At 70.8% G+C, this 24,937-nt stretch carries 24 protein-coding genes; 15 read left to right on the top strand and 9 right to left on the bottom strand.

The window, feature by feature from the left end; translation table 11 throughout:
- Positions 1-690 precede the first annotated feature (690 nt).
- The 4 genes from tatC to ABRP24_RS06050 all read left to right on the top strand — a co-directional run bounded on the left by tatC (position 691) and on the right by ABRP24_RS06050 (position 5,943).
- Positions 691-1,443, top strand: coding sequence for a twin-arginine translocase subunit TatC (gene tatC / locus ABRP24_RS06065; protein ID WP_138803527.1), 753 nt, complete (start codon positions 691-693; stop codon positions 1,441-1,443).
- Positions 1,440-3,878, top strand: coding sequence for an RNA helicase (locus tag ABRP24_RS06060; RefSeq protein WP_071244709.1), 2,439 nt, complete (start codon positions 1,440-1,442; stop codon positions 3,876-3,878). The genes tatC and ABRP24_RS06060 overlap by 4 nt, the downstream gene beginning before the upstream one ends.
- Positions 3,879-3,889: 11 nt before the next feature.
- Positions 3,890-5,482 carry an apolipoprotein N-acyltransferase gene (gene lnt, locus ABRP24_RS06055; protein ID WP_301601202.1) on the top strand — a complete coding sequence of 531 codons (1,593 nt, stop codon included), beginning with the start codon at positions 3,890-3,892 and terminating at the stop codon, positions 5,480-5,482.
- A 110-nt stretch (positions 5,483-5,592) separates the two neighbouring features.
- A complete protein-coding gene (locus ABRP24_RS06050; protein WP_027465636.1) occupies positions 5,593-5,943 on the top strand; it encodes an RNA polymerase-binding protein RbpA in 351 nt (116 codons plus the stop codon).
- A 73-nt stretch (positions 5,944-6,016) separates the two neighbouring features.
- Here ABRP24_RS06050 and ABRP24_RS06045 read toward each other — a convergent pair whose 3' ends face one another.
- Both ABRP24_RS06045 and ABRP24_RS06040 read right to left on the bottom strand, forming a co-directional pair.
- Positions 6,017-7,222, bottom strand: coding sequence for an SPFH domain-containing protein (locus tag ABRP24_RS06045; RefSeq protein ID WP_232750086.1), 1,206 nt, complete (start codon positions 7,220-7,222; stop codon positions 6,017-6,019).
- Positions 7,219-7,692 carry an NfeD family protein gene (locus ABRP24_RS06040; protein WP_071244706.1) on the bottom strand — a complete coding sequence of 158 codons (474 nt, stop codon included), beginning with the start codon at positions 7,690-7,692 and terminating at the stop codon, positions 7,219-7,221. Before ABRP24_RS06040 ends, ABRP24_RS06045 begins: the two co-directional genes overlap by 4 nt.
- A gap of 154 nt (positions 7,693-7,846) precedes the next feature.
- On the opposite strand from ABRP24_RS06040, the gene ABRP24_RS06035 reads away from it, so the two are divergent.
- The 5 genes from ABRP24_RS06035 to ABRP24_RS06015 all read left to right on the top strand — a co-directional run bounded on the left by ABRP24_RS06035 (position 7,847) and on the right by ABRP24_RS06015 (position 12,694).
- Entirely contained in the window at positions 7,847-8,608 is a 762-nt protein-coding gene (locus tag ABRP24_RS06035) for an SDR family oxidoreductase (RefSeq protein ID WP_027465633.1), read from the top strand.
- 10 nt (positions 8,609-8,618) lie between these two features.
- On the top strand, positions 8,619-9,071 hold the full coding sequence (locus ABRP24_RS06030) for an NUDIX hydrolase (protein ID WP_163343610.1): 453 nt from the start codon (positions 8,619-8,621) through the stop codon (positions 9,069-9,071).
- A 91-nt stretch (positions 9,072-9,162) separates the two neighbouring features.
- Positions 9,163-11,556 carry an excinuclease ABC subunit UvrA gene (locus ABRP24_RS06025; RefSeq protein WP_349849175.1) on the top strand — a complete coding sequence of 798 codons (2,394 nt, stop codon included), beginning with the start codon at positions 9,163-9,165 and terminating at the stop codon, positions 11,554-11,556.
- 144 nt (positions 11,557-11,700) lie between these two features.
- On the top strand, positions 11,701-11,856 hold the full coding sequence (locus ABRP24_RS06020) for a hypothetical protein (protein ID WP_163343611.1): 156 nt from the start codon (positions 11,701-11,703) through the stop codon (positions 11,854-11,856).
- Between the two features lie 202 nt (positions 11,857-12,058).
- Entirely contained in the window at positions 12,059-12,694 is a 636-nt protein-coding gene (locus ABRP24_RS06015) for a copper resistance protein CopC (protein ID WP_371836720.1), read from the top strand.
- A gap of 16 nt (positions 12,695-12,710) precedes the next feature.
- Here the strand turns inward: ABRP24_RS06015 and ABRP24_RS06010 are convergent, their stop codons facing one another.
- Positions 12,711-13,742, bottom strand: coding sequence for an alcohol dehydrogenase catalytic domain-containing protein (locus tag ABRP24_RS06010; protein ID WP_301601386.1), 1,032 nt, complete (start codon positions 13,740-13,742; stop codon positions 12,711-12,713).
- 147 nt (positions 13,743-13,889) lie between these two features.
- On the opposite strand from ABRP24_RS06010, the gene ABRP24_RS06005 reads away from it, so the two are divergent.
- Complete coding sequence (locus ABRP24_RS06005; RefSeq protein WP_027465627.1) at positions 13,890-14,330, top strand: GNAT family N-acetyltransferase; 441 nt, start codon at positions 13,890-13,892, stop codon at positions 14,328-14,330.
- Between the two features lie 14 nt (positions 14,331-14,344).
- Here the strand turns inward: ABRP24_RS06005 and ABRP24_RS06000 are convergent, their stop codons facing one another.
- Positions 14,345-15,025 carry an SDR family NAD(P)-dependent oxidoreductase gene (locus ABRP24_RS06000; RefSeq protein ID WP_349849178.1) on the bottom strand — a complete coding sequence of 227 codons (681 nt, stop codon included), beginning with the start codon at positions 15,023-15,025 and terminating at the stop codon, positions 14,345-14,347.
- A 102-nt stretch (positions 15,026-15,127) separates the two neighbouring features.
- On the opposite strand from ABRP24_RS06000, the gene ABRP24_RS05995 reads away from it, so the two are divergent.
- Complete coding sequence (locus tag ABRP24_RS05995; RefSeq protein ID WP_214522141.1) at positions 15,128-15,961, top strand: helix-turn-helix domain-containing protein; 834 nt, start codon at positions 15,128-15,130, stop codon at positions 15,959-15,961.
- Here ABRP24_RS05995 and ABRP24_RS05990 read toward each other — a convergent pair.
- Complete coding sequence (locus ABRP24_RS05990; RefSeq protein ID WP_301601387.1) at positions 15,948-17,168, bottom strand: beta-ketoacyl-[acyl-carrier-protein] synthase family protein; 1,221 nt, start codon at positions 17,166-17,168, stop codon at positions 15,948-15,950. The genes ABRP24_RS05995 and ABRP24_RS05990 overlap by 14 nt on opposite strands.
- 54 nt (positions 17,169-17,222) lie before the next feature.
- Between ABRP24_RS05990 and ABRP24_RS05985 the strand changes: the two genes are divergently transcribed.
- Positions 17,223-17,801, top strand: a complete 579-nt coding sequence (locus tag ABRP24_RS05985) for a TetR/AcrR family transcriptional regulator C-terminal domain-containing protein (protein WP_027465623.1) — start codon at positions 17,223-17,225, stop codon at positions 17,799-17,801.
- Between the two features lie 42 nt (positions 17,802-17,843).
- On the opposite strand, the gene dhaM is transcribed toward ABRP24_RS05985, so the two are convergent.
- From dhaM to dhaK, 3 genes are all read right to left on the bottom strand, one after another.
- Positions 17,844-18,578 carry a dihydroxyacetone kinase phosphoryl donor subunit DhaM gene (gene dhaM, locus ABRP24_RS05980; protein ID WP_349849182.1) on the bottom strand — a complete coding sequence of 245 codons (735 nt, stop codon included), beginning with the start codon at positions 18,576-18,578 and terminating at the stop codon, positions 17,844-17,846.
- Positions 18,575-19,201 carry a dihydroxyacetone kinase subunit DhaL gene (gene dhaL, locus ABRP24_RS05975; protein WP_111030104.1) on the bottom strand — a complete coding sequence of 209 codons (627 nt, stop codon included), beginning with the start codon at positions 19,199-19,201 and terminating at the stop codon, positions 18,575-18,577. The genes dhaM and dhaL overlap by 4 nt, the downstream gene beginning before the upstream one ends.
- Positions 19,202-19,342: 141 nt before the next feature.
- Complete coding sequence (dhaK, locus tag ABRP24_RS05970) at positions 19,343-20,344, bottom strand: dihydroxyacetone kinase subunit DhaK (protein ID WP_301601389.1); 1,002 nt, start codon at positions 20,342-20,344, stop codon at positions 19,343-19,345.
- Positions 20,345-20,660: 316 nt separating this feature from the next.
- On the opposite strand from dhaK, the gene ABRP24_RS05965 reads away from it, so the two are divergent.
- The gene (locus tag ABRP24_RS05965) at positions 20,661-21,386 is read left to right on the top strand and encodes an MIP/aquaporin family protein (RefSeq protein WP_071244695.1); all 726 of its coding nucleotides are present in this window, start codon (positions 20,661-20,663) and stop codon (positions 21,384-21,386) included.
- Between the two features lie 79 nt (positions 21,387-21,465).
- The gene (gene glpK, locus ABRP24_RS05960; RefSeq protein WP_349849185.1) at positions 21,466-22,977 is read left to right on the top strand and encodes a glycerol kinase GlpK; all 1,512 of its coding nucleotides are present in this window, start codon (positions 21,466-21,468) and stop codon (positions 22,975-22,977) included.
- Positions 22,978-23,162: 185 nt separating this feature from the next.
- Here glpK and trpD read toward each other — a convergent pair whose 3' ends face one another.
- On the bottom strand, positions 23,163-24,218 hold the full coding sequence (trpD, locus tag ABRP24_RS05955) for an anthranilate phosphoribosyltransferase (RefSeq protein ID WP_301600744.1): 1,056 nt from the start codon (positions 24,216-24,218) through the stop codon (positions 23,163-23,165).
- A gap of 70 nt (positions 24,219-24,288) precedes the next feature.
- Between trpD and ABRP24_RS05950 the strand changes: the two genes are divergently transcribed.
- On the top strand, positions 24,289-24,927 hold the full coding sequence (locus ABRP24_RS05950; RefSeq protein ID WP_027465617.1) for a heme-copper oxidase subunit III: 639 nt from the start codon (positions 24,289-24,291) through the stop codon (positions 24,925-24,927).
- Positions 24,928-24,937 lie beyond the last annotated feature (10 nt).

The following is a 24,937-nucleotide window of genomic DNA, read 5'->3' as shown; positions in this document are numbered from 1 at the left end:
GGGTACCTGGTCGTTCCGGGCGTCCCTGGTGTGTTGCTCTGACCAGGTATGCCCGATCTCGCTAGGTACGCCCGATCTCGCCGGGTACGCCCGCTCCCGCACGGTGGGGCTGGGGTACCTGGTCGTTCCGGGCGTACCTGGTGTTTTGCTCTGACCAGGTATGCCTGATCTCGCCAGGTATGCCCGATCTCGCCAGGTATGCCCGATCCCGCCAGGTATGCCCGATCTCGCCATGTATGCCCGATCCCGCCGGGTACGCCCGATCATGGACGGTGGGCTTCGGGTACCTGGTCGTTCCGGGCGTACCTGGTGTGTTGCTCTGACCAGGTATGCCCGATCTCGCCAGGTACGCCCGATCTCACCCGATACGCCCGCTTCCGCCTGGCACACCCGACCTCGCACGGTGGACTTCGGGTACCTGGTTGTTCCGGGCGTACCTGGTGTGTTGATTCGACCCGGTATGCCCGATCCCGCCAGGTACGCCCGAACTCGCCAGGGACATCCCGAGGCACCGCCCAACCCCGCCCAACCCCGCCCACCCCCGCCCACCCCCGCCCACCCGCCACGCGGCCGCGCCGACCCCCGGCGGACTGTCGGTCCCGACCCCGTAAGATCGACCACATGGCTTCGACGACCGCGCGCGGGCGAGCGAAGCGGCAGGGGCGCCAGAAGACCGACGCCGAAGGCCGCATGTCGCTCGGGCAGCACCTCATCGAGCTGCGCAACCGGCTCTTCCGCGCAGTCGTGGCGATCGTCGTCGGCGCGATCGGCGGCTGGTTCCTCACCCCGTGGGTGCTCGACTCGCTGCGGGCACCGGTGACCGAGCTCGCCAAGGTCGGCGGACACACGGCCGAGCTGAACTTCCCGATGATCACCGGGGCGTTCGACCTCAAGCTGCAGATCGCGATCACCATCGGCATCGTCATCGCCAGCCCCGTCTGGCTGTACCAGATCTGGGCGTTCATCGTGCCCGCGCTCGTCCGGCGTGAGCGGCAGTACGTCTGGGGCTTCCTCGGCACCGCGATCCCGCTGTTCTTCGCCGGGTGCTACTTCGGGTGGTACATCCTGCCGCACGTGGTCGGCATCCTCGGCAGCTTCGTGTCGAGCCAGGACACCTCGATCGTCGATGCGAAGGCGTACTACGACTTCGTCATCAAGCTCATCGTCGCGGTGGGCATCGCCTTCGTCCTGCCGGTCTTCCTCGTCCTGCTGAACTTCGTCGGCGTCCTGTCGGCGTCCGCGATCATCAAGAGCTGGCGCGTCGCGATCCTCTGCATCCTCGTCTTCTGCGCCATCGTGACCCCGAGCGCCGACGTCATCTCGATGTTCCTGCTCGCCGTCCCGATGGTGGTTCTCTACATCGCGGCCTGCTTCATCGCGTGGCTCCACGACCGCCGTGTGGCCAAGCGCCAGGCGAAGCTCGACGAGGAGTACGGCTTGTGAGCGGCACGAGTGCGGCCGAGCGGTTCGCCGCGGCAAAGGTGCGCAACCGGTCGCGAAACCTCGAGCTCTTCCGGACGGACCTGCGGTTCGACCTCGACCCGTTCCAGTTCGCCGCATGCGACTCGCTCGACCAGGGGCGCAGCGTCCTGGTCGCCGCCCCGACCGGAGCCGGCAAGACCATCGTGGCCGAGTTCGCCATCTGGCTCGCCATGCGCCAGCCGACGGCGAAGGTCTTCTACACGACGCCGATGAAGGCGCTCAGCAACCAGAAGTACGCCGAGCTCGTCGACGTCTACGGCGAGTCCGAGGTCGGGCTGCTCACCGGCGACACGAACGTGAACCCCCGCGCCCGCGTCGTCGTGATGACGACCGAGGTGCTCCGGAACATGATCTACGCCGACTCGGACCTGCTCGACGACCTCGCCTGGGTGGTCCTCGACGAGGTGCACTACCTCGCCGACCGGTTCCGCGGTGCCGTGTGGGAAGAGGTCATCCTGCACCTGCCGACCGAGGTCCGCCTGGTCTCGCTCAGCGCGACGGTGTCCAACGCCGAGGAGTTCGGCGACTGGCTGCAGACCGTCCGCGGCGACACCGACGTCATCGTCTCCGAAGACCGCCCGGTGCCGCTCGAGCAGCACGTCCTGGTCGGTTCGAAGATGGTCGACCTGTTCGACTCGAGCGGTGCCGCGGCGACGAACCGCGTGAACCCGGAACTGCTCCGCATGGTCGGCGGCGGTTCCCGGAGCGAGCGGAACGGCGGCGGCCACCGCGGTCGGCGCGGTCGTGGTGGCTACCCCGAGCGTCGCGGGCCCCGCACCGAGAAGGTGCACCGCGAACAGATCGCGCACATGCTCGACGAGCGGATGCTGCTGCCCGCGATCTTCTTCGTGTTCAGCCGCAACGGCTGCGACCAGGGCGTCCGCAACGTCCTGCGCTCGGGCCTGTCCCTGACGACGGTGCAGGAGCGCAACGAGATCCGCGAGACGGCGGAGTACCACTGCCGCACCCTGCTCGACGAAGACCTGGCCGTCCTCGGCTACTGGGAGTGGCTCGAAGGGCTCGAGCGCGGGGTCGCGGCGCACCACGCCGGCCTGCTCCCTGCCTTCAAGGAGGTCGTCGAGAACCTCTTCCAGCGCAAGCTCCTCAAGGTCGTCTTCGCCACCGAGACCCTGGCGCTCGGGGTGAACATGCCGGCGCGCACCGTCGTGCTCGAGAAGCTCGAGAAGTTCAACGGCGAAGCCCGTGTGCCGATCACCCCGGGGGAGTACACGCAGCTCACCGGTCGTGCCGGTCGTCGTGGCATCGACGTCGAGGGGCACTCGGTCATCCAGTGGACCGACGGGCTCGACCCGCAGGCCGTCGCGTCGCTGGCCAGCCGTCGAACGTACCCGCTCAACTCGTCGTTCAAGCCGACCTACAACATGGCCGTCAACCTGATCGACCAGTTCGGTCGGCAGCGCACGCGCGAGGTCCTCGAGACGTCGTTCGCCCAGTTCCAGGCCGACCGGTCGGTGGTCGACCTCGCCCGCAAGGTCCGCTCGCAGCAGGAGTCCCTCGACGGCTACCGTGAGGCGATGCAGTGCCACCTCGGCGACTTCACCGAGTACTCGGCGCTCCGTCGTGAGCTCTCCGACCTCGAGCGCACGAACGTGCCCGGCGGTCGCGAGGCGTCGCACGGCGCCCGCCAGGAACGCCAGGCCGCGATCACGGCGGTCCGCCGCCAGCTGCAGCGCCACCCCTGCCACGCCTGCCCCGAACGCGAGGCGCACGCCCGCTGGTCCGAGCGCTGGTGGAAGCTCAAGCGCGCCAACGACAAGCTCGTCCAGCAGATCCGGTCCCGCACGGGTGCCGTCGCGACGACGTTCGACCGCGTCACCGAGGTCCTGCTCGAGCTCGGCTACCTGGTGGACGCCGGCAACGGCGAAGCCACGGTGGCCGCGGGTGGCCGTCGCCTGCAGCGCATCTACGGTGACCGCGACCTGCTCGTCGCCGAGTGCCTCGAGGCGGGGGTCTGGAAGGACCTCACCCCGGCACAGCTCGCCGCCATGGCCGCGACGATCATCTACCAGCCCCGCCGCGAGGACGCTCCCGGCACGGAGCACGCCCTGCCCCGCGGCGCGTTCCGCCCCGCGCTCGACGAGACACTGACCATCTGGTCGCGCCTCGACGACATCGAGCGTGCGGCGCGTCTGGCCGGTTCACAGCCGCCGACCCCGGCGATGGCGGTCGGCATGTTCCGCTGGGCCTCGGGCTCGGCTCTCGACGACGTCCTCCGCACCCTCGACCTGCCGGCCGGCGACTTCGTGCGCTGGTCGAAGCAGGTCATCGACCTGCTCGACCAGATCCGGAACGCCGGCGACGACGAGCTCGCCCAGACCGCCCGACGGGCGACGGACGCGGTTCGCCGCGGCATCGTCGCCTACGCGGCGGTCTGACAGGAGGCACGGTGCGGGTTCCGGAGACCAGTGTGCGCGGGCTGCCCGCGCGCGTCGGCCGCGGGGCGGTCGCGACCGGCCCGTTCGCCGCGTTGCCGCTCGGCACCGCGCTGCCGTTGGCCGTCATCGGCGGGATCCTCTTCGCCCTCGCGTTCCCGTCGCCCGGGTGGTGGTTCCTCGCCTACCCGGCACTCGCCTGCATGCTGCTCGCGGTGATGGGACAGCGGGCGCGGCGCGCGGCGTGGATCGGCTACCTCGCCGGCGCGGCGTTCTGGATCCCGGCCATCTCGTGGGCCGGTCGTTACCTGGGCCCGGTCCCGTGGTTCGCTCTCGCCCTGCTCGAAGCCGCGTTCTTCGCACTCGGCAGCGTCGCCATCGCCCTGGCGTACCGCTGGGTCGCGCGCGTCGTACCCTCGACCGCCGGACGCGTGTGGGGCCTCCCGGCCGTCGTCGCCGCACTCTGGACCGGACGCGAGTGGTTCTCGGGGAGCTGGCCGTACGGTGGTTTCGCCTGGGGGCGCGTCGGCCTGTCGCAGTCGCAGGGGCCGTTCACACACCTGGCCGCGTACGTCGGTGTCCTCGGCCTGACGTTCGTCGTCGTGTACTGCGTCGCGGTCGTGGTGTCGCTCGCGCTCGTGGCACCCCGTGAGCCGGGCGTCACGCTCCGGCTGCCCGTGCGGGTGGCCACGGCGGGGCTGCTCATCGCTGCGGTCCTGGCCGTGCCGGCGTGGCCGACCGCGACGAACGGCACGATCCGCGTCGAGTCGGTACAGGGCAACGGTCCCGCGGGGTACTTCGACCGTGCGGAGCCCGGCGACGTCCTGGCCGCGCAGGTCGCGGCGACGGACGTGGACGCGAAGGGTGTCGACCTGGTCGTGTGGCCCGAGGCCGGTGCGGAGTACGACCCGCGTCAGCAGCCGGTCATCGCGTCCGCCCTCGACTCGGTCGTCGACTCGCTCGACGCCCCGATCGTGGCGGGTGCCATCACGCAGACCCCGTCGGGGGTGTTGCACAACACGTCGTTCGTGTGGACCGCCGACGGCTGGCAGTCGTCGTACGACAAGAAGCGCCCGGTGCCGTTCGGTGAGTACGTGCCCGACCGCTGGTTCTTCTCCAAGCTCGCGCCGTCCCTGATCGGACTGCTGCAGCGCGACTACACGCCGGGGACGAAGCCGAACGTCCTGTCGGTCGCGGGGATCCGTGCCGGCATCTCGATCTGCTTCGACATCGTCGACGACGGGCTGACCGCCGACATGGTGCGCGGGGGAGCGCAGGTGATCCTGGCGCAGACGAACAACGCCGACTTCTCCGGCACCGACGAGAACCTGCAGCAGCTCGAGATCGCACGGATGCGGGCCATCGAGACCGGTCGGTCGCTCGTGAACATCTCGACCGTGGGAGCGTCGCAGGTCATCGACCCGAGCGGCCGCACGATCGACCGGGTGCCGGAGTACACCGCGACCTCGATGGTGACCGATGTGCCGCTCGGCACCTCCACCACGCCCGCGTCGATCCTGTCCGGCTCGATCACGCTCCTGCTCTCCCTCGGCGGACTCCTCGTGCTCCTCGCCTGCGCTCCCTGGGGTCGTCGAACCCGCTCCTGATCGGACTCGCCGCGCCCAGCCACTGGGAACGGACTGTGAATGCGCCGGTACGGGATTGATGGGGCGTGGGACAGTGTTGTGGAGGGCAGACGAGCGAGAGGAGCACACACATGGCTGATCGGAGTCTCCGCGGCATGCGGCTCGGGAGCCAGAGTCTCCAGAGCGAAGAGGGCGTCGAGCTCTCGGATCGCAAGCGTGCGGTCTACCAGACGGATTCGGGTGAGACGTTCGACATCGTCTTCTCCGCTGACGCGGACGTCCCCCAGACGTGGTCCGAGCCCCGCTCCGGCCGTGAGGGCCGGCTGCTCGGTGACGACGGGATCCCCGTCGAGGTTGCCGAAGAGGACGTGAAGGCACCCCGCACCCACTGGGACATGCTGCTCGAGCGCCGCTCGCGCGAGGAACTCGAGGAGCTCCTCGAAGAGCGCCTGCAGGTCCTCCGCGCACGACGCGGCGCCTGACCCCACCGAACACACGACGACGCCCGCCCCGGTTCCCCGGGGCGGGCGTCGTCGTTCGTCCGTGCCCGGAGCGTCAGCGCCGACCGGAGCCGTCGCTGGTCCGGTGACCGGAGGCGTCGTCGCCCGGCGTGGGCGGAGTCTCCTCGACCTGCTCGGCGGTCGCGTCGTCGGCGGCCGCCAGGTGTGCGTCGACACTGCGGTTCGACTCGGCCAGGCGTGCGTCGAGGTCGGACTCGGGGACGATGTCCGCGGCGGTGGCATCCGCGCGCGGCATCGTGGTGTCCGCGGCTGCGGTGTTCGCCAGGCTCTCGTTCGCGAGCTTCGAGATCCGGGACAGGAAGTCCGTCCCGCCGGCAGCGCCGCCGATCGGACCGGCACCACCGCCACCGCGGCTGGCACTGAAGCCCTTCGCGATGCCGGACAGGGCCTCGGTGAACTCGCTCGGGATCATCCAGAGCTTGTTCGACGTGCCCTCGGCGATCTTCGGCAGGGTCTGCAGGTACTGGTAGGAGAGCAGCTTCTCGTCCGGGTCACCGGTGTGGATGGCCTCGAACACGGTCGCGATGGCCTGGGCTTCACCCTCGGCGCGGAGCACCTGTGCCTTGGCGTCACCCTCGGCGGCCAGGATCGCGGCCTGCCGCTGCCCCTCGGCCTCGAGGATCTGGGACTGCTTGGTGCCCTCGGCCTGCAGGATCGCGGCACGACGGCTGCGCTCGGCACGGAGCTGCTGTTCCATGGCGTCCTGGATGGACACGGGCGGCTCGATCGCCTTGAGCTCGACTCGGCCGACACGGATGCCCCACTTGCCCGTCGCCTCGTCGAGGACGACGCGGAGCTGGCCGTTGATGTTGTCGCGGCTGGTCAGCGCCTCTTCGAGGTTCAGGCCACCGACGACGTTGCGGAGCGTGGTGGTGGTGAGCTGCTCGACGGCGCCGAGGTAGTTCGCGATCTCGTACGTCGCGGCACGGGCGTCGGTCACCTGGAAGTAGACGACGGTGTCGATCGAGACCACCAGGTTGTCCTCGGTGATCACGGGCTGCGGCGGGAACGAGACGACCTGCTCACGCATGTCGAGCAGCGGCCGCAGGCGGTCGATGAACGGCACCAGGAGGTTCAGGCCCGGGTTGAGGGTCTTGTGGTACTTGCCGAGTCGCTCGACGATCCCCGCGGTGGCCTGGGGAACGATCCGGATCGCCTTCGCCAGGACGACGATCACGAAGATGACGACGACGAGGATGAGCACGAGCAGTGCGATCGTCCCCGGGGAGATGCTGGTCACGAGGTGGCCCTTTCTGCGAGGCGCACGACCGCGGTCGACCCCTCGATCGACTCGACGACCACGGGGGTCCCGAGTGGCGGTGTGCGGTCGACGGAGTCCGCGGCGAACCGCGCACTCCAGGTCTCGCCGTTGGCCAGGCGCACCTGACCAGGACTGGAGGAGGTGAAGGCGACCGCGACCGTGCCGGCGAGCCCGATGAGCCCCTCGACGTTGGTGCGGTGCGGGTCGGCACCGCGGCCGAGCGCCACGAGCAGGCGCGGCCGGACGAGCGACAGCAGCACGAGGGCGGCGACCGCGGCGACGATGGCGGACAGCCACCACGGGGCGCCGAGCAACGCGGCGATCAACCCGCCGGCGGCACCCGCCGCGAGCATGATGAAGATGAAGTCGAGGGTGAAGATCTCGACCACGCCCAGGAGCAACACCAGGCCGATCCAGACGGTGCTCTGGATCCAATCGATTCCGTTCACGCGATCTCCCTCCCTCGGTCGCGCGCGGCGGCTCGCTGCGTCGCGACAGCCGGTACAACTCCGTTCAACATATCAGGGCCGTCCGACGGCCGTGCAGGCGATTGGTAGGCTCGGTGCGCCCGACCGGCCGGAACCAGACCTGGAGAACACGACTGTGAGCAACCCCCTCGCCCCCGGATCCCTCACCGACAAGCGCGCCGTCGTCACCGGTTCGTCCCGTGGCATCGGCGCCGACACCGTCGGGTACCTCGCCGAGGCCGGTGCGAAGGTCGTCGTGAACTACCGCAACAAGGCCAAGCGCGCGGAGCAGATCGCCGAGAAGATCGTCGAGGCAGGCGGTTCCGCCCTGGCCGTCGGCGCCGACCTCACCGAGCACGCCTCCGTGCAGGCCCTCGTCGACACCGTCGTCCAGGAGTGGGGCGGCATCGACCTGCTCGTGCTCAACGCCTCCGGCGGCATGGAATCGGGCGTCGGCGAGGACTACGCGCTCCGCCTGAACCGCGACGCGCAGGTCGACATGCTGCAGACGGCCGTGCCGCACATGCCCGCCGGGTCCCGCGTGGTGTTCGTCACGAGCCACCAGGCCCACTTCGTCGAGACCGCCGAGACGATGGACGAGTACGTCCCGGTCGCCAAGAGCAAGCGCGCCGGAGAACTCGCCCTCCGTGAGCTCATCCCGCAGCTCGAGGCCGCCGGCATCGAGTTCGTCGTCGTCTCCGGCGACATGATCGAGGGCACGATCACCGCGACGCTGCTGAACCGCCTGAACCCCGGCGCGATCGAGGGTCGTCGGCAGGAGGTCGGCAAGCTCTACAGCGTGTCCGAGTTCGCGGCCGAGATCGCCCTGGCCGCCGTCGAGCCGATCCCCGCCGACCACACCAAGCTGGTCGGCGACGTCAGCGGCTTCGTCGGCTAACGTCGGGCGGGTGACCGCCAAGCCCGGCCTGCGCCGCACTTCCCGCATCCTGCTGCTCGACCCCGAGGGCCGCGTGTTCCTGATGGACACGAAGTCGCCTTCGTCGGACGGTGCCCACCGCTGGATCACGCCGGGTGGCGGGGTCGACCCGGGGGAGTCCCACCGCGACGCCGCGATCCGCGAGCTGCGCGAGGAGACCGGGATCGTCATCGACGAACCCGGCGAGCCGGTGTGGTCCTGGGACTTCACGGTCGAGTGGGACCTCGCCGACCACGACCGCGGGCACGCCGAGTTCTACGTCGTCCGCACGCCGGGCTTCGAGCTGTCCGACGCCGAGTGGACCGACGACGAGCGCGTCGACATCCTCGCCTCGCGGTGGTGGACCGCCGACGAACTCGAGGCGACCGACGAGGAGTTCGAACCCGCCGAGCTGCCGGACCTGGTGCGCCGTCACGGCGCCTGAGTACCGCACCACGGCCTGAGGGCCGACCCAGGACCGGACAGGAGGCCCGTGGCGGCCCCGCCGCGGGCCTCCCGTCGGTACGCTGACCCGCATGCACACCGATCCGGTCGACGACGACCCCACCGGCGCCGACGCGCACCCTGCCGACCGGCACGACCGGATCCGGGTGCGCGGTGCCCGCGCGAACAACCTGCGCGACGTCGACGTGGACCTGCCGAAGCGGCGGCTCACGGTGTTCACCGGGGTCTCCGGCTCGGGCAAGAGCTCGCTCGTGTTCGGCACCGTCGCCGCCGAGTCGCAGCGGATGATCAACGAGACCTACAGCGCGTTCGTGCAGGGGTTCATGCCCTCGCTCGCACGTCCGGACGTCGACCTGCTCGACGGCCTGACCACCGCGATCGTCGTCGACCAGGAGCGCATCGGTGCCGACCCGCGCTCCACCGTCGGTACCGCGACGGACGCGAAGGCGATGCTGCGCGTGCTGTTCAGCAGACTCGGTCGACCGCACATCGGGGGGCCGAACGCGTTCTCGTTCAACCTCGCCACCGTGACGGCCGGGGGAGCGATCACGGTGCAGAAGGGTGCGGACGCGAAGGCCCAGAAGGTCTCGTTCACCCGGCTCGGCGGCATGTGCGCCGACTGCGAGGGTCGGGGGCTGGTCAACGACATCGACCTGACGCAGCTGTTCGACGACACGAAGTCGCTCGGGGACGGCGCGCTCACGATCCCCGGGTACGGGACCGACGGGTGGAACGTGCGGCTGTACGCCGAGTCGGGCTACTTCGACCGGGACACCCCGATCCGTGACTTCACCGAGCAGGAGCGGCAGGACTTCCTGTACCGCGAGCCGACGAAGCAGAAGATCGCAGGCATCAACATGACCTACGAGGGGCTCGTACACCGGGTCCGGCGCTCGTTCCTGCAGAAGGACCGCGAGGCGATGCAGCCGCACATCCGGGCCTTCGTCGACCGTGCGGTGACCTTCACGACGTGTCCGGCCTGCGACGGCACCCGGTTGAACGACACCGCCCGCTCGTCCAAGATCGCGGGCCGCAGCATCGCCGACGTCTGCGCGATGCAGGTCACCGATGCCGTCACCTGGCTGCGGGGGCTCGACGACCCCGGGGCCGGGCCGTTGCTCGAGGGGCTCCGCGACCTGCTCGAGTCCTTCGTCGAGATCGGACTCGGGTACCTGTCGCTCGACCGCCCCACCGGCACGTTGTCCGGGGGAGAGGGCCAGCGCGTGAAGATGGTGAAGCACCTCGGCTCCTCGCTCAGCGACGTCACCTACGTCTTCGACGAGCCGAGCACGGGGCTGCACCCGCACGACATCGAGCGGATGAACGAACTGCTCGTCCGGTTGCGCGACAAGGGCAACACCGTCCTCGTCGTCGAGCACAAGCCCGAGGTCGTCGCGATCGCCGACCACGTCGTCGACCTCGGGCCCGGTGCCGGATCCGGCGGTGGGACGCTCTGCTACCAGGGGCCCGTCGACGGGCTGCGTGCCAGCGGGACCGTGACCGGTCGGCACCTGGACGACCGCGTCACCGTGAAGTCCGCGGTGCGTCGTCCGGACGGGGCGATCGCGATCCGCGGCGCCTCGGCCCACAACCTGCACGACGTCGACGTGGACGTCCCCACGGGGGTGCTCACCGTCGTCACGGGGGTCGCCGGCTCGGGCAAGAGCACGCTCATCCACGGGTCGCTGGCCCGGCGCGACGACGTGGTCGCCATCGACCAGAGCGGGATCCGTGGCTCACGGCGGAGCAACCCGGCGACGTACACCGGCCTGCTCGAGCCGATCCGGAAGGCCTTCGCGAAGGCCAACGGCGTGAAGCCCGCACTGTTCAGCGCCAACTCCGAGGGCGCCTGCCCGGCGTGCAACGGTGCCGGTGTCGTGTACACCGACCTCGGCATGATGGCGGGCGTCGCGAGCCCCTGCGTCGAGTGCGACGGCAAGCGGTTCGACCAGTCCGTGCTCGTGTACCACCTGGGCGGGAAGGACATCAGCGAGGTGCTCGGCATGTCCGTCGCCGACGCGCTGGCGTTCTTCGCGGCGGGGGAGTCCGCACTGCCGGCGGCCCACACGATCCTCGCCCGGCTCGCCGACGTGGGGCTCGGGTACCTGACGATCGGACAGCCGCTCACCACGTTGTCCGGGGGAGAGCGGCAGCGGCTCAAGCTCGCGACGCACCTCGGCGACCGCGGCGGCGTCGTGGTGCTCGACGAGCCGACCACCGGCCTGCACCTGGCCGACGTCGACCAGCTGCTCGGCCTGCTCGACCGGCTCGTCGACGCCGGTCGGACGGTCGTCGTGATCGAGCACCACCAGGCCGTGATGGCGCACGCCGACTGGATCATCGACCTCGGGCCGGGTGCCGGTCACGACGGCGGGCGGATCGTGTTCGAGGGGACGCCCGCCGAGCTCGTGGCGGCACGGTCGACGCTGACCGGGCAGCACCTGGCGGCGTACGTCGGAGACTGAGCCGGGGGAACATGTGAGTGGTGCGCTTCGCATCGTGAGCAGCAATGGTCGAGTCCTGCGGATGGACTCGACCAATGCTGCTCACCAGGTGTCTCCGGCGCCGAGCTTGCAGCTGTTCAGGAACCCGGGCGTACCGTCCGGCGCATGAGCTACAGCCAGCCTGACCCAGCCGAAGAGACCACCCAGAGCGAGTCGCCGGAGCAGCCCGACACCGACCAGGACACCCTGGAGGAACAGGGCGGCGAGCCGGCAGCGCTCGAGATCGACGCCGACGACGTCCCGACGAAGCCCGCCGACTGACGCCGTCGTCATCCAGTGAGCAGAAGAGGTCGAGTCTGGAGTACGGACTCGACCTCTTCTGCTCACGAAGCGCTCACGCCGGACTCCTCACCAAGCGCCGATAATGCATATTATGTCAACTCAGGCTCATGTCGACTCAGGTGTTACCACCCGGTCCGCTCGGCTGCCGGCACGCTCGACATCGCTTCCCTAGCGTGGACGTGTGCACGATCACCGAGATGCCCAACGCCGCTCCCGAACCGTGACACCCCGGGTCCTGTTTGCCGTCGCCCTGTCCGCGTTCCTCGTGCTGATCGGCACGACACCCGCATCGGCGCACGCGGCACTGACCTCGAGTGATCCGGCGGACGGCGCCACGGTGACTGCCGACCTTGAGCGAGTGAACCTCACCTTCAGCGAGGCACCGCTGGCCGGGCTCGAAGCCGGTCTGCGCGTCGAGGTCCGCGACGACGGCGGCACCGACGAGTCCTCGGGAGCGGTGACCGTCGAGGACACCTCGATGTCGAAGGCGGTGTCGCTCTCCCCCGGCCCGCACACCGTCGTCTGGCGCTACGTCTCCCCCGACGGCCATCCCATCGAGGGGCAGCTCGCGTTCACGGTGGAACCGGCCGCATCGCAGTCCGTTCCCCCGCCCACGACGAGCCCGACGGCCGCGGCCACGGCGTCCGCGGATCCCACCGCAGCGGCAGCCGCATCGAGCGCGGGCGACGGTACGCACGCGCACGGGCACGGCGGCCAGACGCTCCTGTTCGGGGTCGTCGGGATACTGGCGGTGCTGGTCATCGGCGCGGTCGTGCTGCGCATCCGCCGAGGCGCGGACGCGCGGACCGAGGGCTGACGGGAACGCCCGAGCCTCAGAACACCGCGACGGTCATGCCCGACGACGTCGCGGGTCGGTCCATCGCGACGAGCGCCTCGGGCAGGTCGTCGAAGCCGATCGTGCTGCCGATCGTCTGCTCCGGACGCAGTCGCCCCGCCACGACGGCGTCGAGCATCGCGCCGTACTCCCCGACCGCTGCGCCGTGGCTGCCGAGCAGTTCGAGTTCGTCGGCGATGACCCGGCCCATCGGGATCGCCGGAGTGGCTTCGTCGTCGAGGAGCAGCCCGACCTGCACGTGCCGGCCGCGCGGACGCAGGGACGCCACGGCGGCGACGGAGGTGGCACGGCTGCCGTAGGCGTCGAGCGAGACGTGCGCTCCGCCACCCGTGCGGGATCGGACCGTCGTGACGGCATCGGCGTCCATCAGCACGGTGTCGGCGCCCAGGGCGGCGGCGCGCTCGAGTGCGGCCGTGGAGACGTCGACGGCGACGACGTGCGCGCCGGCGGCCACGGCGACCATGACCGCGGAGAGCCCGACTCCGCCGCAGCCGTAGACCACGACCCACTCCCCTGCTGCGACGCGCCCCCGGGCGTGCAGGGCGTGGAACGCGGTGCCGAACCGGCAGCCCAGTGCTGCCGCCACCGCGAAGTCCACGGCGTCCGGCAGTGCGACGAGGTTGAGGTCGGCGTGCGGGACGACCAGGGAGTCCGCGTACGAGCCCTGCAGGTCGAACCCGGGCTGCTGCTGGGCGGTGCACACCTGGGTGGCGCCGTCGAGGCATTCGGCGCAGGTCCCGCAGGCGAACACGAACGGGGCCGTGACCCGGTCGCCGACGGCGAAGCGCTGGACGCCCGCTCCGATCGCCGCGACGACGCCGGCGAACTCGTGGCCGGGCACGTGCGGCAGCCGGACGGAGTCGTCGTGCCCCTTCCACGCGTGCCAGTCGCTGCGGCAGACACCGGTGGCAGCCACCCGGACGACGACGCCGTGCTCGGGCGCGACCGGTTCCGGCAGGTCGACGATCGAGGGGACGGAACCGAACTGGGAGTACTGGACGGCGCGCATGCGGCCATCCTGACAGACGCGACCCGCGCGTCGGGGTCCCCACGGGCCTCCAGGCGGACGGCCACCCGGCCACCCGACCACGGGAGCGGTCCACCGCGACCCGATCGGCCGTTGCGCCGCAGGCGCGTCCGCCGGTTGACTCGTCACGTGACCGATCTGCGCTTCTCCGCCGACCCCGCCGACCTCGACGTCGACCGCGTGCACCGCTGGCTGAGCGAGGAGTCGTACTGGGCCCGCGGGCGTGACCGGGCGACGCAGGAGGCGATCATCGCCGGCTCCCGGAACTTCGGCGTGTACGACGCGACGACCGGCGCGCAGCTCGGCTACGCGCGGGTGATCACCGACGGCGTGACGTTCGGGTGGCTCGCCGACGTGTTCGTGGACCCAGACGCCCGGGGCCGCGGTGTCGGGGTCGCACTCGTGCGCGGCGTGACCGAGGCGGTCGAGCCGCTCGGCCTGAAGCGCTTCGCCCTGTTCACCGCGGACGCCCACGGGCTGTACGAGCGGTTCGGGTTCCGCCCGCTGCCCGACCCGGACGGCTGGATGATGCGCCCCGGGCCGGGGTTCGGTGCCGACGTGCACGACTGACGGAGCGTTGCCCCTCAGTACTCGATGCGGCCCTCGCGGTTGTGGAACTCCCCCGTCGGCCCGTCGGTGCCGATCGTCGCGAGCATGACCGTGGCGTCGGTGCCCTCGGTGATGGTCTGGTGTCCGCCGAACCCGTTGAACTCCGTCGCGGTGTAGCCCGGGTCGCTCGCGTTCACCCGGAACCCCGGCAGGTTCTTCGCGTACTGCACGGTCAACGCGATCACGGCCGCCTTCGACGCCGCGTACGGCACCGCCGGCACCCCGTACTCGTCGTGCCCCGGCGTCGTCAGCCAGCGCGGGAAGCCCACCCCCGACGAGACGTTCACGATGACGGGTGCTGCCGAGCGTCGCAGCAGTGGCAGCGCGGCCTGGGTCACCCGGACGATGCCGGTGACGTTGGTGTCGAGCACGGTCGCCATCGCGCTCGCGTCGAGGTCGTCGACCCCGAACGAGGTGCCGAGGATCCCGGCGTTGTTGACGAGGACGTCGAGTTCGGGGATCGTCGCGATCGCCGCGTCGATGCTGGCCTGGTCGGTGACGTCCAGCCGCACGACGTGGGCGCCGAGTGCGCGGGCGTCGTCGCCGCTGGCCGGGTCGCGCATGCCGGCGTGGACGGCGTGGCCGGCTTCGATCAGTCGGCGTGCGGTCTCGAGTCCGAGGCTGCGGTTGGCCCCGGTGATCAGTGTCGTTGTCATGTGCCCAGCCTGCCCCCGCCGGCCCGGCTCCCCCAGGCACGGTGCGACGGTGGGACCGGCAGTACCAGGACGGACAGGAGGCGCGGGGCGATGATGGTGGACATGAGCGAGTTCGCGAACGTGTTGCGTTCCTGGCGTGACCGGGTGCGTCCCGAGGCGGTCGGCCTGCCGGCCGGTCCCGGCAGACGGACCCCGGGCCTCCGCCGCGAGGAGCTCGCCGCGCTGGCGGGCGTGAGCGTCGACTACGTCGTCCGCCTCGAGCAGGGCCGGGCGACGAACCCGTCGCCGCAGCTGCTCGCGGCCCTCGCGACGGCGCTCCGGCTGTCGTCCGAGGAGCGGGACCACCTGTGCCGGGTGGCCGGCGTCGCCCCGCCGTCGCGTCAGGTGGTGCCGCGGCACATCACGCCCGGCGTGCAACGGCTGGTCGACCGGCTCGGCGACGTGCCGCTCGCGGTGTTCACGGCGACCCACGACATCGTGCTCTGGAACGAGCTGTGGGCCGCGGTGAACGGCGACCCCTCGCGGTACGTCGGGCTCGATCGCAACCTGGTCTGGCGGCACTTCACGCAGGAGCGCGACGGGGTGGACTGGGACGACGAGCACCAGGAGGAGTTCTCGAGCGACCTCGCCGCCGACCTGCGGCAGGCCTACGGCCGCTACCCGGCGGACCGTGACCTGGCGGACCTGGTCGAACGGCTGCTGCGGGAGTCCCCCGAGTTCGCCCGCCGCTGGGAGACCGGCCGGATCGCCGAGCACCGTGCGAGCCGCAAGGTCGTGCACACGCCCGTCGGGCCGGTGGAGATCGACTGCGACGTGCTGAGCGTCCCCGGCGGTGACCTGCGGATCGTCGTCTACACGGTCGCGCCGGGTTCCGAGGACGCCGCGAAGCTCGACCTGCTCCGGGTCACCGGTCTGCAGGAGCTCACGCCGCGGTGAACACCAGCGACGCGTTCTGACCGCCGAACCCGAACGAGTTGTTCAACGCGGCACGGAGCTGCGCGGTCCGGGCGGTGCCGGAGACGACGTCGAGGTCCACCGTGGGGTCGAGCCGGTCGAGGTTCAGGGTCGGTGGCACGGTCCCGGTCTCCAGCGCCCGCAGGGTCAGGATCGCCTCGACCGCGCCGGCAGCGCCGAACATGTGCCCGATGGCGCTCTTCGGAGCGGTGACCAGCGCTCCGGTCCCCACCGCACGGCTGATGGCTGCTGCCTCGCCGACGTCGCCGACCGGCGTACCCGTTGCGTGCGCGTTCACGTGGTCGACGTCCGCACCGGTGAGGCCCGCCATCCGGATCGCGGCGCGCATCGCCCGCTCCTGCTCGCTGCCGTCCGCCAGCGGTGCGGTGATGTGGTGCGCGTCCGAGGTGATCCCCCACCCGGCGAGCGTGCCGTGCGACCGCTGCCCTCGGGCGGCGGCGTGGTCGGCGCGCTCGAGCACGACGATGCCGGCGCCCTCGCCGAGGACGAAGCCGCGGCGGTCGGCGTCGAACGGACGGGACAGGGTCGTCGGGTCGTCGCCGTCGGGATTCGCGAGGGCCTGCGACTGGGCGAACGACGCCATCGTCACCGGGGTGACCGCGGCCTCGGTCCCGCCGGTGATGACGACGTCGGCCTCACCGGTGGCGATGAGCCGCGCGGCGGTGGCGACGGCCTCGGCGCCCGAGGCGCAGGCCGACACCGTCGTGTACGCACCGCCCCGCGCCCCGTACGCGATGCTGATCTGCGCGGCGGCACCGTTCGCCATGAGCATCGGCACCGTGCGCGGTGAGACCCGTCGAGCACCGGACGCACCGAGCACGTCATGGGCGTCGAGGAGTGTCTCCACTCCCCCGATCCCGGTGCCGATCACCACGGCGAGGCGGTCGCCCTCCACCGCGGGGGCACCGGCGTCGGCCCAGGCCTCGTCCGCGGCGACGAGTGCCAGCTGCTGACTGCGGTCGAGACGGTTCGCACGGACCCGCCCGAGCGACCCCTCGGCGTCGAGCGCGGCATCGGCGCCGACCCGGATCGGCACCTGTTCCCAGAGCGGTCCGTCGCGGTGCAGGGCTCGGACGCCGGAGCGACCGGCCACCAGGGCGTCCCAGAGCGGCGTGACGCCGTGACCGAAGGGTGAGACCGCGCCGTAGCCGGTGATGACGATGTCCACGGGAACTCCTCTTGTACGTTGAACAAGTTGAGTTGTACCACGTACAATTCCGACATGGCAACCACGGTGGACGGCTCCGGCACGGCTCGCGGCGCGGCGACACGGGCGAAGATCCTCGCCGCGACGGCCGGACTGCTCAGCGCGGGTGCTCGGAGCGTCACCGTCAGCGAGGTCGCCCGGGCCGCGGGTGTCTACCCGAACCAGATCACGCACCACTACGGCTCGAAGGACCGCCTGGTGCTCGACGCCGCGTTCGCGCTGTTCCTCCGCGACACCACGCGACTGCAGGCGGCCGGCCGGCGCGCCCGCTCGCCGGAGTCGTTCCGACAGGTCCTCGCCCGCACCGCCCTCGCGATGCCGTCGACCCCGCTCGTGGTCCGCGCGCTCGGGGCAGCCGGGGACGACCCGGCGCAGCGTGAGCGCGTGCGGCTGCTGCTCGCCGTGCTGTTCCGGCAGTCCGAGCGCTATCTGGAGCGCGTCGTCGGCGACCAGGGCTGGACGAGCCCCAGCGGTGTCGCCCGGGACGCCCGCACGTTCTGGAGCGCCGTGTTCGGTGCCACCCTGCTCGCGGACGCCGGGGTCACCGGAGGCCCCTCGGACCTCGACCTGGCTGGGACGATCTCGATCCGTTGACCGGAGCGGGCACCGCCGCCGGGGGCTCCCCCGGCAGCGGTGTCACTCGCCGAAGCCGGACCGGACCAGTTCCACCAGGGCGTCGACTGCGGCCTGCGCGTCCTGCCCGGTCGCGTCGATCGACACCGTCGCACCCTTCGGCAGCGCCAGGGCCATGATCGCCAGCAGGCTCTTCGCGTCCACGCCGTTGACGTGCACGCTCGCGTCGTACTTCGCCGCCGTCTTCACGAACTCCGCGGCGGGCCGAGCGTGCAGCCCGGTCTCGTTGACCAGCTCGACCGACGCGCTGACGCGGTCGGACCCGGCCGCGTCGTCGACGGGGGCAGCCCCGTCGGCCGGCCCCGTGCCTCCAGGCTGGTCACCGGACGGACGGGAGGCGCTGCTCGCGTCCGCCTCGGAACCCACGGCCGATGCCGCGGCAGCCAGGACCGCGTCGGCGTCACCGCCCGTCTGGGCGGCGACCGCAGCCGCCACCGTGCCCTCGACCAACGGGGCCTGCGACACGTGGACGCGGGCTCGGACGTCGTCGTCCAGGAAGTCGAGCGCGGTGTCGGTCGTCAGGTAGGCGGAGCCGAGGTCGCACAGGACCACGACGGCATCCGCCTGGGCGAGTTCCTCGATGCCGGCGGTGATCGCCTCGAACGACGTGCCGATGCCGCCGTCGTCCGTGCCGCCCGCGGCGACGAGCGGAACGTCCGCAGCCATCTGCCGTGCCAGCTCGACGGTGCCCGTCGCGATCGCCGCGCTGTGCGAGACGACCAGGATGCCGACGGTCACGCTGCGTCCACCGCTGCGCGCAGGATGTACGCGGTCGACTGCGCACCCGGGTCGCGGTACCCGATCGCGCGGTCGCCGAGGTAGCTCGCGCGGCCCTTGTGGGCGACGAGCGGCTCGGTGTCGGCCGCACCCTGCGCGGCGGCGTCGGCTGCTGCGGTGAGCACGGCCTTCGGGTCGTCGCCGGCACCGGCAGCCGCTGCTGCGGCGTCGACCGCGGGGCTCCACGCGTCGACCATCGTCTTGTCGCCGACCGCGGCCTTGCCGCGGGAGACGACCCCGTCGCGGGCGGCGGTGAGGACGGCGACGAGGGTGTCCGCGTCGAGTTCGGCCGCGTCACCGGCAGCCTGCGCCGCCTTCAGGTAGGCGGTGCCGAAGAGCGGCCCGGCCGCTCCGCCCACGGTCGAGATGAGCTTCGTCGCAACCGTCTTGAGCACGGCACCCGGGGTGTCGAAGGACCCGGAGTCGACGGCCTCGAGCACGGCCCGGAACCCGCGGTCGAGGTTCTCGCCGTGGTCGCCGTCCCCGATCTCACGGTCGAGCGTGACGAGCTCGGCGCGGTGTTCGTCGATCGTCGCGGCGGTGCGACGGACCCAGTCGATGGCCCATGCGGTGTCGAGCGCCAATGCGGTTCCCTTCGTGTGTCCGGCCCGGTGGGCCCGGTGTCGTGGTCCGGTGGTCGAGCGGTCGTGGTCGGTTGCGGTCGCGGTTGCAGCCGCGGTTGCGGTCGCGGTTGCAGCCGCGGTTGCGGTCGCGGTTGCGGTCGCTCAGCGTCCCCAGCGCAGGGCCGGGGTCTCCACCGGGGCGTCCCAGAGGGCAGTCAGTTCGTCGTCGAGCACCGTGACGGTGAGCGAGAACCCCTGCATCTCGAGGGACGTGACGTAGTCGCCGACCAAACTACGCGTGACCTGGTAGCCGCGGTCGGAGAGGACCTCGGCGGCGCGTCGGTACGCGATGTAGAGCTCGGACAGCGGGGTGCCGCCCATGCCGTTCACCAGGAGCAGCAGCGACGAACCGGCCGGGGCGTTGAGGTCGGTCAGGATCGGCTCGAGCACGCGGTCGACCAGCTCGTCCGCCGGTGCCATCGCGATCCGCTCACGGCCCGGCTCGCCGTGGATGCCGATGCCGAGCTCGACCTCGTCGTCGGCCAGCACGAACGACGGCTCCCCGGCGTGCGGGACGGTGCCCGACGCCAGCGCGAGCCCCATCGACCGCGTGACGTCGTTGACGTGCCGGGCCACGGCGGCGACGGCGTCCAGGTCGTCCCCGCGCTCGGCGGCGGCGCCGGCGCACTTCTCCACCACGACGGTCCCGGCGACACCGCGACGGCCGGCGGTGAACAGGGAGTCCTGCACCGCGACGTCGTCGTCCACCACGACGGACTCGACGCGGACGTCGTCCATCGCCGCGAGCTCGGCCGCCGTCTCGAAGTTGAGCACGTCGCCGGTGTAGTTCTTCACGATGTGCAGCACGCCCGCACCGCCGTCGACGGCCTTCGTCGCGGCGACGATCGGGTCGGGCGTCGGGCTCGTGAACACCGGGCCGGGCACCGCGGCGTCGAGCATGCCGTACCCGACGAAACCGGCGTGCAGCGGTTCGTGGCCGCTGCCACCGCCGCTGACGATCCCGACCTTGCCGGCGACGGGTGCGTCAGCGCGGTGCAGGTGGATCGGGTCCTCGACCAGGACGACGTGTCCGGCGTGTGCCCGGGCGAAGCCCCGGACGGTCTCCTCGACCACGGCCTGCGGGTCGTTGATGAGCTTCTTCATGCGGTGCCTCCACGGGTACGGGGTCGAACCGTGGCGGTCACACCGCGCGTCGTCGACCGGAGTGCGCCCAATCTACATCGACGGCACGGGCAGCCGTCCGCTCCCGATGCACGTTCGTGCAGTGCGCCGAGGACGCGTCACCGGCTCAGGATCGTGCAGGGGACACTCGTCCTGCACGTTCGTGCACGATGCCGCACTTCGCTCACGAATTCATCGCCGGGCCGTCAACCGCATCACTATGGTTGGCCTCAATCACTCAACGGGGAGTGCGGCGCAGCACGGCCGGACCCCCACCCTCACGCACTGGAGGTCACCGATGGACGGCATCGGCGTCAATTTCCTGTCCGAGCTCGTCGGTACGGCGATGCTCATCATCCTGGGTGGCGGCGTCGTCGCCGCTGTCTCGCTCGCGAAGTCCAAGGGCTTCGGAGCCGGGTTCCTGATGGTCACCATCGGCTGGGGCTTCGCGGTCTTCGCCGGTGTCACCGTCTCGTACAGCTCGGGCGGTCAGCTCAACCCCGCGGTCAGCCTCGGGCTCGCCCTGCTCGGCAAGATCACCGTCGGCGAGATGTTCCTCTACTGGCTCGCCCAGCTCATCGGCGCGATCATCGGCGCGGTCATCGTCTGGCTCGCCTACAAGCAGCACTTCGACGAGGAGCCCGACGCGGCCGCCAAGCTCGGCGTCTTCTCGACCGGCCCCGCGATCCGGTCGTACGGCTGGAACCTCGTCACGGAGATCATCGGCACCTTCGTGCTGGTCTTCGTCGTCATCGCGTTCTCGAACGGTCAGACGCCGGCATCGCTCGGCGCGATCCCCGTCGCCTTCCTCGTGATCGCGATCGGTGTCAGCCTCGGTGGCCCCACCGGCTACGCCATCAACCCCGCCCGTGACCTCGGCCCCCGCATCGCGCACGCCATCCTGCCCATCAAGGGCAAGGGCTCGAGCGACTGGGCCTACGCCTGGGTGCCGGTCGTCGGACCGCTGATCGGTGGCGCCCTCGCCGCCGGCCTGTCCGTCGCCCTGCTGCCCATCGTCAGCTGACCCACCCCACCCCGAAGGCGTGACCGGCCGTTCCGCACGACCGACCACGCACCGCACCGAACACCCGTAAGGAGCACCAATGGCCGACTACATCGTCGCCATCGACCAGGGCACGACCTCGACCCGAGCAATCGTGTTCGACCACTCCGGTTCGATCATCTCGACCGGGCAGAAGGAACACGAGCAGATCTTCCCGCGCGCCGGGTGGGTCGAGCACGACCCCGCCGAGATCTGGGACAACACCCGCGAGGTGATCGGTCAGGCACTGTCGCGTGCCGACATCACGCGCCACGACGTCGCAGCCGTCGGCATCACCAACCAGCGCGAGACCGCCGTCGTCTGGGACAAGACCACCGGTAAGCCGATCTACAACGCCATCGTCTGGCAGGACACCCGCACGCAGGCACTCGTCGACAAGCTCGCCGACGGCGACACCGACAAGTACAAGGCCATCGTCGGCCTGCCGCTCGCGACGTACTTCGCCGGGACCAAGATCATGTGGATCCTCGAGAACGTCGAGGGTGCTCGTGAGAAGGCCGAGGCGGGCGACCTGCTCTTCGGCACCACCGACACCTGGGTCCTCTGGAACCTGACCGGTGGCGTCGACGGCGGCGTCCACAAGACCGACGTCACGAACGCGTCCCGCACGCTGTTCATGGACCTCGAGACGCTGCAGTGGCGCGACGACATCCTCGCCGACTTCGGCGTCCCGAAGTCGATGCTCCCCGAGATCGTCAGCTCCTCCGAGGTCTACGGCCACGTCGAGTCCTCGAGCCTGCTGCGCGAGGTCCCGATCGCAGGCATCCTCGGTGACCAGCAGGCCGCGACCTTCGGTCAGGCCGCGTTCGACCAGGGCGAGTCGAAGAACACCTACGGCACCGGCAACTTCCTGATCTTCAACACCGGTACCGAGATCGTCCGCTCCGAGAACGGCCTGCTCACCACCGTCGGCTACAAGCTCGGCGACCAGGAGACGCACTACGCCCTCGAAGGTTCGATCGCCGTCACGGGCTCGCTCATCCAGTGGCTCCGCGACAACCTCGGTCTGATCGGCAGCGCCCCGGAGGTCGAGGCCCTGGCCAAGACCGTCGAGGACAACGGTGGCGTGTACTTCGTGCCGGCGTTCTCCGGGCTCTTCGCGCCGTACTGGCGTCCGGACGCCCGCGGTGCGATCGTCGGCCTCACCCGCTTCGTCAACAAGGGGCACATCGCGCGTGCCGCCCTCGAGGCGACGGCGCTGCAGACCCGCGAGGTCCTCGACGCGGTCAACGCCGACTCCGGCGTGGACCTGACCGAGCTCAAGGTCGACGGTGGCATGACCGCGAACAGCGAGCTCATGCAGTTCCAGGCCGACATGCTCAACGTGCCGGTCGTCCGGCCGGTCGTCGCGGAGACGACGGCGCTCGGTGCGGCCTACGCCGCTGGTCTCGCGGTCGGCTTCTGGGCCAACCTCGACGAGCTCCGTGCCAACTGGCAGGAGGACAAGCGCTGGGAGCCCCAGCTCGACGCCGCCGAGCGCGAGCGCACGCTCCGCCTGTGGAAGAAGGCCGTCACGAAGACCTTCGACTGGGTCGACGACGACGTGCAGTAACGAAGCACGCGCACGCTGACCGCGTGCACTGAACGCACCGACGGGAGGCCCGGTGCCGGTTCCAGGAACCGGCACCGGGCCTCCTGTGCGTTGCGTCTCCTGCGCGTCGGGCGCGGCCAGTCGTCGGGTCGTCGGGTGGTCGGCTGGTTGCCGGCACGGTCCGGCTCGAGCGGAAGCGGCGTGGACTACACAGCGGGAGCTGCGCCGACCCAATCAGCCAGTTTGCGCGCACCGGCGCCGGAGTCGATCGCCTCGGCGGCGACGACCAGCTGCTCGCGGAAGCGCTGCAGGATCGGCCGGTCGGACTCGTTCGGGTCCTGCGCCAGGCGGAACGAGACGAGGCCGGCCGCGGCGTTCAGCAGGACGATGTCGCGGACGGGTCCGGTCTCCCCCGCGAGCACCCGGTGGACGACGCCGGCGTTGTGCTCGGGGTCGCCGCCGAGCAGGTCGTCCGTGCGTGCCCGGGCGATGCCGAGGTCCCGCGGGTCGAGGTCGTGCTCGGTCACGCGGCCGCCGGTGACCTCCCAGATGTGACTGTGCCCGGTGGTGGTCAGCTCGTCGAGTCCGTCGTCGCCGCGGAACACGAGCGCCGTCGCGCCGCGCGTCTGGAACACGCCCGTGATGATCGGGACGAGCTCGAGCTGGGCGACACCCACGGCGTTCGCCTCGCACCGCGCGGGGTTGACGAGCGGGCCGAGGAAGTTGAACACCGTCGGCACGCCGATCTCGCGCCGGACCGGGCCAGCGTGGGCGAAACCGGGGTGGAACGCGTTGGCGAAGGCGAAGGTCAGCCCGACACGCCGGAAGGTGTCCGCGACACGCGCGGCGTCCATCGCGAGATCGAGTCCGAGGGCGGCGAGCACGTCGCTCGACCCGGACTTCGACGAGCTGGCCTTGTTGCCGTGCTTCACGACGGGGACACCGGCGGCCGCGATCACGATGGCCGCCATGGTCGAGATGTTCACGGTGCCGACCACGTCGCCGCCGGTCCCGACGATGTCGAGCGCCATCGGGTCGACGTCGAGCGGAACCGCGGCGTCCAGGATCGCGTCGCGGAACCCGACGACCTCGTCGACCGTCTCGCCCTTCGCGCGGAGCGTCACGGCGAAGGCTGCGATCTGTGCCTGGGTGGCGCGCCCGTGCACGATCTCCTCCATGGCCCATGTGGATTGCCTGATCGTCAGGTCCTCGCGCGCCATGAGCGCGCTGATCACCGCTGGCCAAGAAAGTGCGTCAGGCATGGCTCGATCGTAGTGAATTCGAGAGACCCGCCAGTCTCCTGCGAAAACACTGTCGGGGGTTTCGGCCATAATGGAGGACGTGACTAGCACCTCTCTCTCCAGATCAGCCAGCGGTCCGGCCCTCAACAGGCCGAACGCCGTGGCCGTGGGGACGATCGTGTGGCTGGGCAGCGAGGTCATGTTCTTCGCCGGCCTGTTCGCGATCTACTTCACGCTCCGCAGCACGTCCCCTGAGCTCTGGGCGACCGAGACCGCGAAGCTCGAGGTGCCCTTCGCCTCCGTGAACACGATCATCCTGGTGCTGTCCAGCTTCGCCTGCCAGTTCGCCGTGTTCGCTGCGGAGCGCTTCCAGGTGCACCGGACGAGCTGGAACCCGCGCCACTGGGGCATGACGGAGTGGTTCTTCGTCACCTACGCGATGGGTGCGATCTTCGTCTGCGGCCAGATCTTCGAGTACGCCAACCTCTGGCACGAGGGCGTGACGCTCTCCTCCAGCGCCTACGGCTCGGCGTTCTACATGACCACCGGGTTCCACGGGCTCCACGTGACCGGTGGCCTCATCGCCTTCCTGCTGACGCTCGGCCGCGGTTTCGCCGCCAAGAACTTCGGCCACAAGGAAGCGACCACCGCCATCGTCGTGTCGTACTACTGGCACTTCGTTGACGTCGTGTGGATCTTCCTCTTCGCCGTCATCTACCTTCTCAAGTAGGAACTGGACA

It is taken from the genome of Curtobacterium sp. WHRI 8282 (assembly GCF_040223925.2).
Taxonomy (GTDB): Bacteria; Actinomycetota; Actinomycetes; order Actinomycetales; family Microbacteriaceae; genus Curtobacterium; species Curtobacterium flaccumfaciens.
Note: the sequence above shows the minus strand (reverse complement) of the source record. Positions and strands in the feature narration are given on the sequence as shown.

Bases quoted from the DNA above. Each gene is read 5' to 3' on its own strand.
- tatC (WP_138803527.1), top strand. From the start codon at position 691: ATGTCGCTCGGGCAGCACCTCATCGAGCTGCGCAACCGGCTCTTCCGC.
- ABRP24_RS06050 (WP_027465636.1), top strand. From the start codon at position 5,593: ATGGCTGATCGGAGTCTCCGCGGCATGCGGCTCGGGAGCCAGAGTCTC.
- ABRP24_RS06025 (WP_349849175.1), top strand. From the start codon at position 9,163: ATGCACACCGATCCGGTCGACGACGACCCCACCGGCGCCGACGCGCAC.
- ABRP24_RS06020 (WP_163343611.1), top strand. From the start codon at position 11,701: ATGAGCTACAGCCAGCCTGACCCAGCCGAAGAGACCACCCAGAGCGAG.
- ABRP24_RS06010 (WP_301601386.1), bottom strand. From the start codon at position 13,742: ATGCGCGCCGTCCAGTACTCCCAGTTCGGTTCCGTCCCCTCGATCGTC.
- ABRP24_RS06000 (WP_349849178.1), bottom strand. From the start codon at position 15,025: ATGACAACGACACTGATCACCGGGGCCAACCGCAGCCTCGGACTCGAG.
- ABRP24_RS05995 (WP_214522141.1), top strand. From the start codon at position 15,128: ATGAGCGAGTTCGCGAACGTGTTGCGTTCCTGGCGTGACCGGGTGCGT.
- ABRP24_RS05985 (WP_027465623.1), top strand. From the start codon at position 17,223: ATGGCAACCACGGTGGACGGCTCCGGCACGGCTCGCGGCGCGGCGACA.
- dhaK (WP_301601389.1), bottom strand. From the start codon at position 20,344: ATGAAGAAGCTCATCAACGACCCGCAGGCCGTGGTCGAGGAGACCGTC.
- ABRP24_RS05965 (WP_071244695.1), top strand. From the start codon at position 20,661: ATGGACGGCATCGGCGTCAATTTCCTGTCCGAGCTCGTCGGTACGGCG.
- glpK (WP_349849185.1), top strand. From the start codon at position 21,466: ATGGCCGACTACATCGTCGCCATCGACCAGGGCACGACCTCGACCCGA.
- trpD (WP_301600744.1), bottom strand. From the start codon at position 24,218: ATGCCTGACGCACTTTCTTGGCCAGCGGTGATCAGCGCGCTCATGGCG.
- ABRP24_RS05950 (WP_027465617.1), top strand. From the start codon at position 24,289: ATGGAGGACGTGACTAGCACCTCTCTCTCCAGATCAGCCAGCGGTCCG.